Genomic DNA, 15,841 nt, shown 5'->3' with positions numbered 1-15,841 from the left:
TGTGGTGGCGCGCCATGTCCGGACTTCTTCTCGCCGTGGCGTTTCTGGCGGGAGCCGTGGCGCTTCCGGCGTTCGCCGACGATGCGTCCGGAACATCAGGAACGTCCGACACGGCCTCGACGTCCGACGCGTCCGGCACGGACGGCACGCAGGATGCCGACGCGCGACAGGTCATCGCCCTCAACGGCACGACGTCGCCGGTGACGGCCACGTCCGGCTACCATCTCATGGCCACCGTGACCAACACCTCGCAGGACACCTGGTCGGCCGGCACGTTCACGCTGTCACTCAACCCGAAGTACTCGTTCACCTCGCGCACGGACATCCAGGAGTGGGCGCAATCGGCCGCGGCCATCCCCACGCGCGCCGTGCTCGGCGAGGTCGACGTGCCCGAACTGGCGCCCGGAGACAGCACGGTGGTGAACGTGGACGCCTCCGCGGACGCGGACGCGCTCGAAGCCATCACCGTATGGGGGCCGAAGCCGCTGCTCGTCTCGTACGCGCACGACGGCGCCGTCGAGGAGCTCCACACGTTCCTGACGCGCTCCGCGGAAGGCCTCGCCAACGCGGCCACGCCGGCCATGCAGATCACGATGGCAATGCCGCTGACGAGCGGCCACTGGACGGTGGACACGCAGTCGCTGGAATCGCTGGTCACGAACGGCACGACGTCCACGGCGACGACGTCATCGGACGGTTCCGGCACGTCGGGCGCGTCGACGTCGGATGGGACGAACGGCACCGTACGCCGCGACCTGTCCGCGGCCGTCCTCGACGGCGACCACACGCGTTTCGACACCACGCTCTCGCAGACGCTGTCCAAGCACACCGCACTGCAGACCGTGGCCGACCCCACGTACCTATCCGCCCTGGCCATCCCGCCGAAGGTCACCGCCATCAGCCAGCCAGCCGGCTTCGACATCACCGCCTACGCGGCGATGGACGACGCGGACGGCTACGCGAACGCCGGCATCGCCACGGACTCGTGGAGCGCCGACACGGCGACCGCCTGGTACCGTGCCGCCCTGGGCGACCAGAAGGCCAAGTCCACGGCCATCGCCTGGCAGGGCAAGGCCAAGTGGACGTTGAAGGCGCTCACCGAGGCGCGCCGGCAGGGCTACTCCACGGTGGTCTCCACATACGACTTCGAATCGACCGGCACGGACACCGTGCACACCGGCACCACCATCGTGCCGACGGACGCCGGCGACGTCACCGTGCTGGTGGAGCAGCGCGAGCTGGGCAACCTGGCCAAGGGCGAGGCCACCAGCCGCAAGGCGCTGGCGGAATCCACGGAGGCGGGGCGTCTGGCGCGCTTCGTCGCGCAGAGCGCGTTCTATCAGATGGAGCAGCCGTACACGGCGCGCAACCTGCTGGTCTGCTTCTCCGCGGACGCCGCCGCCTCCACCATCGACGCGTTCATGGGCGCGGTGGAATCGTCGCCGTGGCTCGAGCTCACCGATCTGGACACGCTGGCCTCGACCTCGCCGTACACGACGGGCGAGGAGGCGAAGGCCTCCGTGCCGGACGCGTCCGGCCTGAGCGACGCGGACGCCGCCTCGATCCATGACGCGCTGTCCGCGCTGGTGTCCGCCCGCAACGACATCGTGCGTTTCCGCGATGCCATTCTGGCGAAGGACGACGATTCGTCGTCCGGTTCCGGCAGCGGCTCGTCCAACGCGCAGGCGCTGGCCCGTCAGGACGCGAAGGCCACCGCCCGTCTCACCGGTTCCGCCCGTTGGGCGGCCGACCTGCTGGCCGCGCACGACCAGCTCGCGTTGCACGCGATGGCCGCCGACGGCGGCTCCTCCGCGTTGGGCGCGGACGCGACGAGTGTGCTGCAGGGTGCGCGGCAGCTGTCGTCGGACGTGATGTCCGGCGTGACGCTCACGCCTTCGGAAGCGGTGACGATGCTCTCCGAGACCGCCTCGATGCCGGTGACGGTCAGCAACGTCACGCCGTATCCGGTGACCATCCAGGTCTCGTCGATCACCGATTCCCCGGAGATCGTCACCTCCCGCCGCGTCACCGTCACCGTGCCGGCGCGTTCCGAGGCGCAGGTCACGTTCTCGCTGCGCGCGGCCACCTCCGGCTCCACCTCGGCGAGCGTGTCCCTCGAGGACCGTGAGGGCCGTTCGTTCGGCGCCGTCCAGCACACGGACGTCACGTGCGTGCTCAAGATCAGCGACAAGACCGGCTTCGTCATCATCGGGTTCGCCGTGCTGCTCGGCGCGTTGGGCCTGTGGCGTCAGTTCAACCGCAAGAAGGATCCCGACGAATGAGTTCCAACGTCGGCCGCAATTCCCTGATCATGGCATCGGGGACCATGGCCTCCCGTATCACCGGACAGGTGCGCACCATCCTGTTGGCCGCGTGCCTCGGCACCACCGGCATCGCCGCCAACGCGTATCAAACCGGTTCGATGATTCCGCAGGTGCTGTTCACCGTCATCTCCGGCGGCATCTTCAACGCAGTGCTCGTGCCTCAGATCGTGCGCACGCTCAAGGCGCATGACGCGCAGGAACGGCTCAACAAGCTCATCACCCTGGCCGTGGTGATCCTGCTGGCCATGACCCTGCTCATGATGGCCGCCACGCCGCTGCTCACCCTGCTGTACCTCAACTCGAGCTGGGACCCCGCGCAGCGCGCGCTGGTGAACGCGTTCACGCTGTGGTGCATGCCGCAGATCTTCTTCTACGGGCTGTACACCGTGCTCGGGCAGATCCTCGCCGCGCAGGACAAGTTCACCGCCTACGCGTGGAGCTCGGTGGGCGCGAACGTCATCAGCTGCGCCGGCTTCACCGTCTTCCTCGTATTGTTCGGCCCAGCCAGCCGCCAACCGCTCCAGTTCTGGGACGAGGGCAAGATCTTCCTCACCGCCGGCACCTGGACGATCGGCGTGGCCTTCCAGGCGCTCATCCTGTTCGTCCCGCTGATGCGCAGCGGCCTGAAGTACCGTCCCCAGTGGGGCGTGTCCGGCATCGGCCTCAAGGCCATGGGCCCGGTGGCCGCGTGGAGCATGGGCGTCATGGGCATGCAGGAGATCACGAACATCGTCAACGCCCGCATCTCCAACGGCGCGCCGTTCGCCGGCGGGGACCTGTACGGCATCGCCGGCAACGGCTCCTACCAGAACGCGTTCACGCTGTACATCCTGCCGTATTCGCTCATCGCCACCTCGGTGGCCACCGCCATCTTCCCGAAGATCTCGCGCGCGGTGGCGGACCGTGACATGGACGAGGCGCGCGCCGACCTGAGCGGCGCCCTGCGCAACGTGCTCGTCCTCATGATGTTCTTCACGATGGCGATCCTCGTCATGCCGGTCGAGATCACCATCGCGCTGCTGCCCAGCGTGAGCGTGCCGGAGGCGCAGCTCATCGCCGGGCCGATGATGGCCCTGACGATCGGCCTGCCCGCCACCAGCGCGTACCTGCTCATCCAGCGCACGTTCTACGCGTTCGAGGACGGCCGTTCGCCGTTCCTGTTCCAGCTCATGACGAACACCATCCAGATCGTCATCGAAGTGGGCATCATGCTGCTCGCGCCGCCGCAGTACTGGACGGCGGGCATCGGCCTGGCCATCTCGCTGAGCTACCTGCTGAGCTTCCCGTTCCTCGTGGTCATGCTGCGCAAGCGGTTCGACGGACGTCTGGACGGCCGACGCATCGCCTCCACCGGTCTGAAGACGCTCGCCGCGGCCGTGGTGGCCGGACTGGTCGCCAAGCTGCTCTCCAGGCCGATCGAGGCCCTGCTGGGCTCGTCGCTGGAGCCCGGGCACGAGCATCTCAACTGGATGCAGGCGTTCCTGTTCTGCGCGATCGTCACCGCGGTCACGGCGGTCGTCTACGCGGCCATGCTCATGGCGGTGCGCTGCGAGGAGTTCACCGCGCTGTCCTCCTCCGTGCTGCGCCGTGTGGCGGGCCGTCGCGGCGCGTCCGCACCGGCGTCCGCACCGACGTCCGATGCCGCCGCAGGCGCGGACGCTTCGGCTCCCCGGGACATCTTCGTGGACGACGGCGAGACGTCGCCGGAACCGGCGCCACGGGACGGTTCCGAAACCGCGCCCCACGCACCCCGCACGGTGTCGTCGCACCCCCACGACACGCAACTGTGAAGCAAGGGCAAAGTCCCGACGAAACCGCTTTCGACACGGGCATGCCCATGGCTAGAATGTCTACAGCGCCATCGGAAGTCAAGCATGGCGCAGCCGTCACGCATCACGGAGTCGAAGGAACTATGAAGCCTCAGCTGGGAGACACGCTTTTCAACCGATACACACTGGTCACCCTGCTTCGAGACGTTCCGTACCTGCAGGCGTGGAAGGCCACCGACCGTGTGCTGGCGCGCGAATGCCAGCTGTTCATCGTCACCGATCCCGCCGCCATCGAATCCGTCTCGTCCATGGCCACGGCGGTGGGCCGCAAAGCCGGCGTCAATCCGGTGCTCCAATTCCGCAAGGCCGGACAGGCGGCCATGCTCGTCACGCAGATCGAACAGGGACTGTCCCTGCATGAGTACCTGCTCGGCAAGGCGAGCGGCACGTTCAGCTTCGAAGCCATCCGCACGGTGATCGGCGAAGCCGCCGGCATCGCCTCCGGATTGCAGGAGCCGCGTCTGAGCGTGGACACCATCCGCATCTCCACCAGTGGCGTGGAATTGGCCGATGCGCCGTTGGCCTCGCTGCTCGTCGACACGACCCGTCCCAAGACGGGCGAGGCGGCCAAGGAGGAGGAGCAGCTCCCCGTGGAGCAGCTCGCCATCCGCCAGCTCGCATTCGTGATGGCCGCGCTGGTCATGCGCGCGCCGGCGTTGTCCATCGATCAGGTGGACCTGCACGCCATGCCCGACGACCTGCCGCCGGAATTCAAGGTCATCATGGCCCGCGGTCTGGAGCTGCCCGATGAGGCCGGCAACGCCAGCGAGCCGATGCTCACGTTGGGCGAGCTCACCGCACTGCTGGGCGAATGGACGCCGTTGGGCAAACTCTCCGGTCACGATCTGGCCGTTCCCGGCGAGTCCGGCAACGGATCCATCGCCATGGCCGCGCTGGTCGAAGCCGATTCGAAGTTCAAGCCGGTGTCACTGCCGGACGACGTGGTGACCCGGGAGAAGCTGCGCAACCTCACCATCGACCACGCGCCCACCGAGGCGGAGGCCGCCGAGCACGCGGACCGCGTGGTGGCGCGCCAGAACCGCGAGGCGTTCGAATCACTGCCGGCCGATCCGGTCATCGACGTGAACGAACCCCGTTCGCTGTGGCACCTCGCCGCCGGCGCGACGGGCGGCCCGCTGGGGTCCGGCACGCCTACCGGAGACATCCCGCTGCCGGAGCGCAGGAGCCAGCGTCAGCAGCCCACGGTTGCCATCCCCCGTGCGGCGATCGGCAGCGACCTCGATGCGACCATTCCCGGCGATGCCTCGTCTGACCTGTTCCACGAGTTCTCGTTCCAGACGTATCCCTCGCCCGCGCCGATGCCGAACACGTTCGGTCCGGGCGAGGAGACCACGCGCATCCCCATCATGACGGAGAACCAGCCGACGATGGCGTTGGACATGTCCGCAATCCGCAGCGAACTGCCGGCCCGGCCCGAAGGCGCTTCCGCGCATGGTGCGACCGCGTCCGGTGCGTCCGGTGCCGTTGCGCCGGGTGCGTCCGGTGCCGCGCCGTCGTTCCCGCCGCATGCGATGGATGATTCGACGATCGTGACGGGTGATGCGGAGCGCACCTCCCGCACCGGAAATGTGGAATCGTACGTGATGTCCCCGGTGGGTCAGCTGCCGCCGAGTTTCGTGCCCCGTCCCGCACAGTCCGTGGAGGAGTCTTCGGAACCGGACGACAACCTGTCCGACCATCGCCTGTTCGGCAATGTGCGAATCACCGTGGCGGTGATCACGGTGGCCGTGGTGCTCATCGCGGCCGCGCTGACCGTGGCGCTGGTGACGTTCCACAACAATTCGAACTCCGGCAACAAGGGCGACGACGCGAACCAGTGGCCCGAACAGAACCTCAACGACGTGCCGTTCGGCGACAGCGGCTCGCAGAAGAAGACGTCCACGAATGCGCATGGCGCGGCCGCGGATGACATCGTGCTCGTCGATGTGACCGCCGCCTATTACCGTCGCTGAACCGGCTCACGCCGACCGTAGACCGCGTATAAGCGGCGGCACTTACGCGTCAGTACGACGGAACCCCTGTCAGGAGCGAAAGACTCCCTGGCAGGGGTTCTGCGTATGTTTCGGCGCCCGACCCGGAACCTGTCCTGTGCGCGCCGGGCCGCGCCTACGCCAGATAGGCCTGTGCGTCAAGCGCGGCGCGGCATCCCATGCCTGCGGCGCTGATGGCCTGACGGTACACGCGGTCCACACAGTCGCCGGCGGCGAAGACGCCCGGATGTGAGGTGCACGTGCCGGCACCATCGACGAGCACATAGCCGTCGCCGTCCTTATCGACCAGACCGCCGAGGAATCCCGTGGCGGGCGTGTGGCCGATCGCCACGAACACGGCCGACGTAGTGAGCGTACCGGTCTCGCCGGTCACGGTGTTGCGGATGTCGATGCCGGTCACCTCGCCTGCCGTCGGCACAGCGAGCGGCAACGACAGACCGCCGCCGATCGCGTTGCCGTCACCGAGCGACAATCCGCCGGCGGGTCCGCCGAGGTTGAGTTTCAGCCCGCCCGGAGCCGGCGCGGATACGGTCGAAGCGTCCGACGCCGACGGCGTCGCGGCCGGAACGCCGCCATGGATCGCGGTGACGACCGTGTCGGCGAGCAGCGTGAGTTTCTCGTTCGCACGTGCGCGTTCCACCATGATGGCGGAGGCGCGGAATTCGCCGCGACGGTGGATCAGCGTGACCGACGAACCGAAGCGGGTCAGGTACAGAGCCTCCTCGAATGCGGAGTCGCCGCCGCCGACCACGACGATGGGTTTGTTCCGGAAGAAGAAGCCGTCGCAAGTGGCGCAGTATGAGACGCCGTGACCGGAGTACTTCTCCTCGCCGGGGACACCGAGCTTGCGGTAGGTGGATCCGGTCGCGACGATCACCGCGCGGGCGTCCAGCTCCTCCCCCGTATCCAGCGTGAGACGGAATGTCGGTTTGCCGTGGGAGGTGCCGTCCGCATCCGTATCCAGGTCCGTATCCAGGTCCGAGGTCGACGGCAGCTCGACGACGGATTCCACATCGGACGGGATGAACTCGGTGCCGAACTTCTCGGCCTGCGCCTTCATCGCGTCCATCAGGTCGGGCCCGAGAATGCCATCCGGGAATCCCGGATAGTTCTCCACCTCGGTCGTGTTGACGAGCTGCCCGCCCGGTGTCAGCGCGCCGGTCACCATGACCGGCCGAAGCCCCGCGCGAGACAGATAGATCGCCGCTGTATATCCGGCGGGTCCGGAACCGATGATCACCACATGTCGCAAAGTCATGTCCCCACCCTATCAAAGCAGTGCCCTGCCCCTGTGGGTTTCGGCGCTACGCATATACCGATGCGTGAACGTCACATGGAACATCGGATATGGCAGTGGGGGTGTTGCGACATGAATCATGTCGCAACACCCCCACTGCATGATGGTACGGAACGTACGGCGTACGGAGCCGAATCAGACCCACTGGCCCTTTCCATCGGACGACGGCGAGGCAGCACCCTTGTCCGGCATGAGCAGACCAAGGATGCGGTCCATGTCCTCCGGCGAGGAGAACACGATCTCGATACGGCCATGCTTCGGCGTGCCCTTGATGCTGACCTTGGTGTCGAAGTGGTTCTCCAGGTTCGTCTGGATGGGAGAGCCGGCCCACGGGTTGTTCTTGTTCGTCTTGGGCTTCTTGGGTTCTTTGCTTTCCAGGTTCGCCATGGAGACGATTTCCTCGGTGCTGCGCACGGACAGCCCTTCGGCGATGATCCGGTTGGCGAGCTTGTCCATGCTCGCCGTATCGTTCAGGCCGAGCAGTGCACGTGCATGGCCGGCGGTGAGAATGCCTGCGGCGACCTTCTTCTGCACGGAGGACGGCAGGTTGAGCAGACGCAAGGTATTGGCGATCTGCGGACGGGACTTCGATACCGACTTGGACAGCTGGGCCTGGGTAAGACCGAATTCGTCGATCATCTGCTGGTAGGCGGCCGCCTCTTCGAGCGGATTGAGGGCCACGCGATGCAGGTTCTCCAACAGGGCGTCGCGCAGCATGTCATCGTCGGCCGTCGTCTTGACGATCGCCGGAATACTGTCGAGTTCCGCCAGCTGGGACGCACGCCAACGGCGTTCGCCCATGATGAGTTCGTACGGGCTGTCGAGATGGCCGTCGAAGCGGTTGGCGGGCTTGTGCCCCTCCTGCTTCCTGCGAGCCTCGTCGATCTGCGCCTGCGGCCGCTTGCGCACAACGATCGGCTGCAGCACGCCGACTTCCTTGATGGAGGCGGCGAGTTCGTTGAGGTCGTCCTCGTCGAAGACGGTACGCGGCTGATGTGCATTCGGCCCGATTTCGTCGAGCTTGAGTTCGGCGAGGTAGCCGCCGACGACCGGCTTGAGTTCCGGCTCCTTGTCCGCGTCCTTGCCGTTCTTGGTATCCTTCGCGGAGGATGGTGTTTCACGTGAAACCTTGCCGCCGCTCTCCCCTGTGTCAGTGGTCGACGGCGACGATTCAGCGGCCGCGGGGGCCGCAATCGCCTTCTTCACCGGTGCAGGCGCGATGCCGACGGTGTCGTTGAAGAACATGTCGCTCGGATGCGCGATGTCGTCAAGTGTCGGCATCGCAGCACGACGGTTCTTGGACGAGGTCTTCTTCGCGGGCTTGGTCTCAGCCTTCGGCGTGGGGGCGATGGGCTTCACAACGGGTTTCACCGCGGCCGGTGTTTCACGTGAAACCTTCGGCTCCTTCTTCTCGGACTCCTCCCCCGGCAGGTCGGGGAACAGTGCGCCAAGGCCCTTGCCAAGACGGGATTTCGATGCCATATCGATCAGGCCTCCTTCATGCGTGCTGCGATGGCGTCCAGAACGGACGGCGAACGACGTGCGATTTCCAGTGCGGCTTCGGCGTATGAAATCGCGCCCATGCCGTGCGGATCGTAGGCGATGACGCTCTTGCTGAAGCTCGGCGCCTCGGAGATCTTCACCGTGCGAGGGATAGTGGTATCCAGCACGATGGACGGGTAGTGCTGCTTGACCTCGTTGAACACCTCACGGCTCAGCAACGTGCGGCGGTCGAACATGGTGACCAGCATCGTGGAGACGGTGAGGCTCGGGTTGAAGTGATCCTGCACCAGGCCGATGGTGTTGATGAGCTGGCCGAGCCCTTCGAGCGCGTAGTACTCCGCCTGAATCGGGATGAGCATCTCATGCACCGCGCACATCGCGTTGATGACGAGCAGGCCGAGGCTCGGAGGGCAATCGATGAACACGTAGTCGTAGTGGACCTCGGAAGCCTCGAGATAGGCGTCAAGAGCCTCCTTGAGCAGGGTGTTGCGGTTCGGCAGGTCAGCCACCTCAAGCTCGGCACCACTCAAGTCGATGGAGGCCGGCACGACATCCAGGGTGTCGAAGTCAGGGCATTGGTGCTTCACTTCGGCCAGGGAGAGTCGCCCTTCGAGCACGTCGTACACGGACGGCTCCCCCGAGGCGTGACGCACGCCGAGTGCGGTGGAGGCGTTGCCCTGCGGATCCATGTCGATGACGAGGACCTGCGACCCGCTGTTGGCGAGGGCCGCGGCGATGTTCACCGTGGACGTGGTCTTGCCGACGCCGCCCTTCTGGTTGGCGACCGCGATGAGTCGCGTCCGCGACGGCTTCGGATATGTCGCCTGCTGCAGGCGGGCGTACCGGCTGGACTCCTGCGCGATTTCGGCTCCGACCGACGAACTTCCTTCGCTGAAGATGCGCTTCAGCGTCTGTTCGGCGGACTCCATAGGCTCCTGATGCTCAGCCACGACTCCTCCTTGGCAACATAACTCGCTCCAGTTTCTCTATGCATGTGGACAGGAATCCACACGCCATGAAGTTATCCACAAAAATGTGGATAACTGTGGATAACTCGGTTCCCGGTTATCCACACGATGTTTTCCACAACGTCTTAGGTCAATATTTCCAACGGTTTACGGTTTCAGCCAGATGAACTTGGAATTGTGGATAACTTTTCGGCAGCCTGCAAATTGTGGATAACTGCCTCCCTTATCCACATGACGCCCACGGTCCAAACCAATCTGCTCAGGCCGTCCCCGTCATTGTTTGTCCACCAGCACGATGTGCGTAGGTTCCAAGCCAGGGCCGACCGGAGCCTCGCAGACCCGAGGATTGACGCCGTGACGTTTAGCGATCTCCTTGGCTGCCTTGTCGATTTCGGCCTGCGCGGAACGCCCCTTCAAGGCGACCAATCGCCCATGCGGCTTCAACAGCGGCAGGGTCCATCCGGACAGTTTCGTCATCGGCGCGACGGCACGGCAGGTCACCACCGCGTACGGGTGCAGCTGGCGGTCATGCCGCATCGCATCGATGACCTCTTCGGAACGTGCACGGAACACGCTGACGTTCTTCAGGCCCATCTCGTCACGGCATTCCTTCAGCCATGCGACGCGACGTTCCATCGGTTCGATCAACGTGAACTCGTGATCAGGCAGGCATGCGGCCGCGACCAGACCAGGGAACCCTCCTCCGCTGCCGACATCGGCGACCGTCTTGAATCGGGCGCCCTTCGTCGCCTCACGCACGAACGGTACGATGGCCGCCGAGTTGAGGATATGCCGCTCCCAGATGATGTCGACGTCACGAGGGCCGATGAGTCCGCGCGGTTCGCCCTCGCGCTCGAGTTTCACGTGAAACACCTGCAGCGCAGGCAAGGCATCACCCAGTACTTCGGCGAGAATCGGCGAGCCTTCAAGTTGATCCGTCATGTCCACTCCGCTTTGGTCAGGCCGCACACGGCGGCATCAGAACGGCCCCTCGCCTGAAGGTGAGGGGCCTCGATGAAACCCGATCACTCCTCGACGTCGTCGTCGCCTTCATCTGCCTCGGCATTCGCGCGCAGGTAGATGGTGACGTAGCGATGCGGTTCCTCGCCGTGGGAGCGGGAACGCAGCCCCTCCTCACGTACGACGTCATGGACGACCTTGCGTTCGAAGGAGTTCATCGGCTTGAGGTTCACCGGTTCGCCGGTCTCCTTGACCTCGTCCACCGCGTCGAGGGCGATGTCGTGCAGACGCTGACGCTTGCGCTTGAGGAAGCCATCGACGTCGACGATGAGGCGCGAACGCTCGCCGGTCTTCTGCTGGACCGCCAATCGGGTGAGCTGCTGCAGAGCGTCGACGACTTCGCCGTTACGCCCGATGAGATGCTTGATGTCGGTATCGTCGTCGGCGACGATCTGCACCATCGGACGACCGTTCCTCACGCCCATCTCGATGTCACCGTCGTAGTCGGCGATATCCAGCAAACCTTCGAGGTAGTCGGCCGCGATATCGGCTTCATCATTGAGCTGATCGACGGTCTTGTCGTCTTCCTGGGTCATGGATTCCTCCTTGTTTCGAGGGTTCTATGGTAACAGTCTAAACCAGCGGCACTCGGGTCCCCCGCCGTGTGCCGGGATAGTTCGGCCCGATGTTCCACGTGAAACATCGGGCCTTACTTACTCACTTCTTTTTGCTGCGCTTGCGCTGCGGCTGCTGACGCTGGAATCCCTGCGTCGCCTTCTTGTCTGCCTCATCCTTGGCCTTGGCGAGCTCCTCTTCCTCGAGGGACGGCAGACCGGCCTTGGCACGGCGTGCGTTCTCGTTCTTGTGGTCGCGAATCTTCTTCTCGTCGGCGGCGGGCGAGCCCGGCGTCGGGAAGGCGTACAGCTGCCAGAACGTACGCAACAGGTTGCACACGTTGTTGGTGAGCCAGTAGACGAGCACTGCGAACGGCATCGTGAAACCGGAGAAGATGTACATGAGCGGCATGATCCACAGCATGGTCTTCTGCATGGTGGCTGCCTGCCCCTGCATGGTGGCCGGATTCATGTTCCGGTTCATGTTGAGCCACTGCATGTAGAACATGCAGGCGCACATAAGCACCACGAAGGAGACGATGACGACCTTGCCGACCGTGTCCGCGGTGCCGAACATGTCGGTCACACTCACCAGGCCGAAGACCTTGGACTTGGCGAACTCCTGAGCGGTGGCCACATCGAAAGCGCCGAGCGCGGCGCGCTTCCCACGAGCGATGTACGGAATGGCGGAGAGCACGTAGAACATGCACATGAACACGGGGCCCTGAACCAGCAACGGCAGGCACGAACCGGCCGGGTTCGCGTCGTTGTCCTGGTAGAGCTTCATCATCTCACGGCTCATGGCCTCTTTGCTGGCCTGATCCGTCTTGCCCTTGTACTTGTTCTGGATATGCTGCATCTTCGGCTGCAGCGCCTGCATCTTGCGCATCGACTTCATCTGCTTGTAGTAGATGGGGAAGATGCATGCGTGCACGACGAGCACGAGGAAGATGATCGACAGCACCCAGGAGACGCCGACGCGCGGCATGAACAGGGAGAGGAACTCGTGGAACAGGTTCATGATCTGCGTCATGAGCCACTCCACCGGGGTCAGCAGCTTGTACAGCCACCCCCAGAATCCGCTGTCCAGCATGAATTGGTTTTGGTTAAACATCGTTCGGGATTACCTCACTTATCGGCCGGCAACGGCGTCAATCGCGGCTCCTCATGGCATGACGACCATGAAAAACGATAGAACAGGGAAAAGCGCTGCGGCACATCATCGATGCCGCCACGATTCCACGGTCGGCATCTCAGCAGCCGCAACACCGCCAAAGTCCCCCCGCGGACGGCACCGAAACGCTCGATGGCCTGAATCGCATAGTTCGAACAGCTGGGGTAATACCGGCAGCAGGGCACGGCACGCCGTGCGGAGAACGTGCGCTGATACCAACGCACCACCCGCAGCATGCCATCCCCCAACGTGCTCATGATTCCTGCGTCACCTTGCGGGACACTTTGTCGAAACCGGAGGCCATCTGCTCGTCCAAGGACTGGAACGATGCGGATGCGGCGCTCGGCTTCGCACGAAGCACGATGTCGATGCCCTCGGGAAGTCGGTCCTCGTACCGCGCGGCCAGCACGCGGAAGCGACGCTTCACCGTATTGCGGGTAACCGCGTTACCCACCGCTTTGGATACGGCAAGACCCATGCGCCGTGCCTGCGGCGTCACATTCCCGTGAACGACCGAATCGCCGCGCACCAGATAGTGCACGACGATGTCATTGCGGGATATCCTGTGACGGCGCTTGAGCACGGCGACGAAATCACCGTGGCTTTTCAGCCGTTCCAAACGAATCTCAGCCGTCGAAAAACCGGAAATCAGGCGGCCAGGGTCTTGCGGCCCTTGGCGCGGCGACGGTTGATCATGGCGCGGCCGGAACGGGTGCGCATGCGGGCACGGAAGCCGTGCTTCATGTGACGACGACGGTTGTTGGGCTGGAAGGTCCTCTTCATAATCGCTCCTAAGTCTTTCGGCCACGCTTACGCGCGGCTCACACGTGAGTCAAGCTATACCAAAGTACCCTCACCCCTCCCCAGACGTCAACATACGGGCATTTTATTCACAATTGGCCCCGTGGACGCACTGCGTTCACCGTGCCGGAACGTTGGTATGACGCCGCTGCGCGCATGGAAGTTATCCACAAATTACACTTGTGTTATTCACATTCCAATGATTGCAACACGCAAGCCTGTGGATAACTTCCCCGGTCTTGAGTAAAAATAGTACGCGCACTGTATTCGCGCACGGATGGAGAAAGGAACGGTATGGCCGCAGAGTCGAACGACCCCGTAGCGCAGGCCAACCGTATCTGGTCCGACACGCTGCGACTGCTCAAGCAGAACTCGTCCCTGTCCCCCCGGGACAAGGGGTGGCTCGAGGGTGTGTACCCGGAGGCGATGTTCGGCACGACGATCGTGCTGTGCGTCGAGAACGCCGGGACCCGTCAGGCGTTGGAGAACGAACTGCGCAAGCCGCTGCTTGACGCGCTGCGCTTCGTGACCGGTCAGGACATGTTCCCCGCCTTCAAGATTACGCCGCGCGAGCAGCACGCCGAACCGGCGCCGCAGCCCCAGCCGGCGAAACCGGCCAAACCGAAGGTGCCGACCCCGGCGGACGTGGTGGGGCGCACGCCCTCCATCGCCGATCTGGCCAGGCAGCCGTTCGGCTCCCGGGGACCGGTCCCCAAAGTGCCGACCGCGGTCCCGACCGCGGCGCACCAACCGCAGCAGACCACGGACTATCCGATCAGCCGCAACAAGGTGGCCCGCGATCCGGAGACCCACCTCAACAAGAACGCCACGTTCGACACGTTCGTCCCCGGCGATTCCAACCGTTTCGCGCGAACCGTGGCCCTCGCCGTGGCGGAGGGATCCGGACGCGACTTCAACCCGCTGTGTATCTACGGCGGCTCCGGTCTGGGCAAGACGCATCTGCTCAACGCGATCGGCAACTACGCGCTCGTCAAGGATCCGAGCCTCAAGGTCCGATACGTGAATTCCGAGGAGTTCACCAACGAGTTCATCGAGGCGCTGCAGAACCCGAACCAGTCGCAGGGCCAGATCGCGGAATTCAACCGTCGTTACCGCGAGGTCGACGTGCTGCTCATCGACGACATCCAGTTCCTCGGTGGCAAGGAAGCCACCCTGGAGCAGTTCTTCCACACGTTCAACGCGCTGCATCAGGCGAACAAACGCATCGTCATCGCCTCCGACGTGGCGCCGAAGAACCTCAAGGGCTTCGAGGCGAGGCTCATCTCCCGCTTCGATTCGGGCCTCACGGTGGATGTGAAACCACCGGACCTGGAGACGCGCATCGCCATCCTGCGCATGATGGCCTCGATGAACCACAGCAACATCCCCAACGATGTGCTCGATCTCATCGCCGAACGCTTCACGGAGAACATCCGCGAGCTGGAGGGCGCGCTCACCCGCGTGACCGCGGTGGCGAGCCTGAGCAACCAGCCGGTCACGCGCGCGATGGCCGAGCAGACGCTGCAGGATTTCTTCACCACCGACGTGGAGGTGAAGCCCACCGACATCATCAGCCAGGTGGCGAAGTACTTCCATCTCACGTTCGACGACATCGTGGGCCGCTCGCGCATGAAGAGCATCGCCATCGCACGGCAGGTGGCCATGTACCTCACCCGCGAGATGACGAGTCTGAGCCTCGTGGACATCGGCAAGGTGTTCGGCGGCAAGGACCATACCACGGTGATGCATGCCTGCGACCGCATCAGCAACGAGATGCAGGAGCGCCAGGAGGTCTACAACTACGTGATGGAGCTCACCGTACGCCTCAAACAGGGCAACGCCGACATCGACAAGTAGCACGCTCGTCCAGCAGAATCGTTCTGGACGAGCGTTTTTCGCATGTTGCCCGCCGCGCGGCGAAAACCGCCGGAAACGTTCGTCAGGAGCAATCCTGCGGGCCGATGTGTGGCCGGCGGCCCTGACGGTCGTCCGTCCCGGGACGTTCGGAAGCCTCCGCATGACCATCCCGTGCCGTTCCCCGCCGACCCCGCACGGAGACCTTCATCCGGGAGAATCGCGTACAGCGAACGTTTTCGGGGGTTTTCGGAACCGTTCGGAAAAAACGTCGAAATCGGTCGTCAGGAACGATTCTGACGGACGGAAGCCTCCGCAACACTCCGAACGGACGATGATTTTACGGAAAAGTTATCCACAGCGTTATCCACAAATGTGGGTAACCGCGGTGTATAACCGGTGGATTACCCCGGGTTCCGTTGTGGAAAACCGGTGGATGAGACCCCTCCCATTGTGGATTACCGCGCGACGAGCCTCCGCCTGTGGATAAGTCGGCCAGTTATCC

At 64.3% G+C, this 15,841-nt stretch carries 13 protein-coding genes; 4 read left to right on the top strand and 9 right to left on the bottom strand.

Annotated elements, in window-relative coordinates:
- Window positions 1-14 precede the first annotated feature (14 nt).
- From JS531_RS07535 to JS531_RS07525, 3 genes are all read left to right on the top strand, one after another.
- Window positions 15-2,282 carry a DUF6049 family protein gene (locus JS531_RS07535; RefSeq protein ID WP_214314688.1) on the top strand — a complete coding sequence of 756 codons (2,268 nt, stop codon included), beginning with the start codon at window positions 15-17 and terminating at the stop codon, window positions 2,280-2,282.
- Window positions 2,279-4,114 carry a murein biosynthesis integral membrane protein MurJ gene (gene murJ / locus JS531_RS07530; protein ID WP_214314687.1) on the top strand — a complete coding sequence of 612 codons (1,836 nt, stop codon included), beginning with the start codon at window positions 2,279-2,281 and terminating at the stop codon, window positions 4,112-4,114. The genes JS531_RS07535 and murJ overlap by 4 nt, the downstream gene beginning before the upstream one ends.
- Window positions 4,115-4,236: 122 nt before the next feature.
- Window positions 4,237-6,126, top strand: a complete 1,890-nt coding sequence (locus JS531_RS07525) for a hypothetical protein (protein WP_214314686.1) — start codon at window positions 4,237-4,239, stop codon at window positions 6,124-6,126.
- A 154-nt stretch (window positions 6,127-6,280) separates the two neighbouring features.
- On the opposite strand, the gene JS531_RS07520 is transcribed toward JS531_RS07525, so the two are convergent.
- The 9 genes from JS531_RS07520 to rpmH form a co-directional block, all read right to left on the bottom strand.
- The gene (locus JS531_RS07520; protein ID WP_214314685.1) at window positions 6,281-7,423 is read right to left on the bottom strand and encodes an FAD-dependent oxidoreductase; all 1,143 of its coding nucleotides are present in this window, start codon (window positions 7,421-7,423) and stop codon (window positions 6,281-6,283) included.
- 174 nt (window positions 7,424-7,597) lie between these two features.
- Complete coding sequence (locus JS531_RS07515; RefSeq protein WP_214314683.1) at window positions 7,598-8,944, bottom strand: ParB/RepB/Spo0J family partition protein; 1,347 nt, start codon at window positions 8,942-8,944, stop codon at window positions 7,598-7,600.
- Between the two features lie 5 nt (window positions 8,945-8,949).
- A complete protein-coding gene (locus tag JS531_RS07510) occupies window positions 8,950-9,894 on the bottom strand; it encodes an AAA family ATPase (protein ID WP_214314766.1) in 945 nt (314 codons plus the stop codon).
- A 312-nt stretch (window positions 9,895-10,206) separates the two neighbouring features.
- Window positions 10,207-10,875, bottom strand: a complete 669-nt coding sequence (gene rsmG / locus JS531_RS07505; protein WP_214314681.1) for a 16S rRNA (guanine(527)-N(7))-methyltransferase RsmG — start codon at window positions 10,873-10,875, stop codon at window positions 10,207-10,209.
- An 83-nt stretch (window positions 10,876-10,958) separates the two neighbouring features.
- Window positions 10,959-11,489: a R3H domain-containing nucleic acid-binding protein gene (locus JS531_RS07500; RefSeq protein WP_214314679.1), complete on the bottom strand. Its 531-nt coding sequence runs from the start codon at window positions 11,487-11,489 to the stop codon at window positions 10,959-10,961.
- 121 nt (window positions 11,490-11,610) lie between these two features.
- A complete protein-coding gene (yidC, locus tag JS531_RS07495) occupies window positions 11,611-12,621 on the bottom strand; it encodes a membrane protein insertase YidC (protein WP_214314677.1) in 1,011 nt (336 codons plus the stop codon).
- A 14-nt stretch (window positions 12,622-12,635) separates the two neighbouring features.
- Window positions 12,636-12,917 carry a membrane protein insertion efficiency factor YidD gene (gene yidD / locus JS531_RS07490; RefSeq protein WP_214314764.1) on the bottom strand — a complete coding sequence of 94 codons (282 nt, stop codon included), beginning with the start codon at window positions 12,915-12,917 and terminating at the stop codon, window positions 12,636-12,638.
- Window positions 12,918-12,934: 17 nt separating this feature from the next.
- Window positions 12,935-13,300: a ribonuclease P protein component gene (gene rnpA / locus JS531_RS07485; RefSeq protein ID WP_214314675.1), complete on the bottom strand. Its 366-nt coding sequence runs from the start codon at window positions 13,298-13,300 to the stop codon at window positions 12,935-12,937.
- A 29-nt stretch (window positions 13,301-13,329) separates the two neighbouring features.
- On the bottom strand, window positions 13,330-13,464 hold the full coding sequence (gene rpmH, locus JS531_RS07480) for a 50S ribosomal protein L34 (protein ID WP_214314673.1): 135 nt from the start codon (window positions 13,462-13,464) through the stop codon (window positions 13,330-13,332).
- 312 nt (window positions 13,465-13,776) lie between these two features.
- Between rpmH and dnaA the strand changes: the two genes are divergently transcribed.
- Complete coding sequence (gene dnaA / locus JS531_RS07475; RefSeq protein ID WP_214314671.1) at window positions 13,777-15,339, top strand: chromosomal replication initiator protein DnaA; 1,563 nt, start codon at window positions 13,777-13,779, stop codon at window positions 15,337-15,339.
- Window positions 15,340-15,841 lie beyond the last annotated feature (502 nt).

Origin of the sequence: Bifidobacterium sp. CP2 (genome assembly GCF_018555635.1) — a bacterium.
In the GTDB taxonomy this organism is placed as follows: Bacteria; Actinomycetota; Actinomycetes; order Actinomycetales; family Bifidobacteriaceae; genus Bifidobacterium; species Bifidobacterium saguinibicoloris.
The sequence above is the reverse complement of the archived record's forward strand: the minus strand, read 5'-3'. Positions and strand labels throughout refer to the sequence as shown.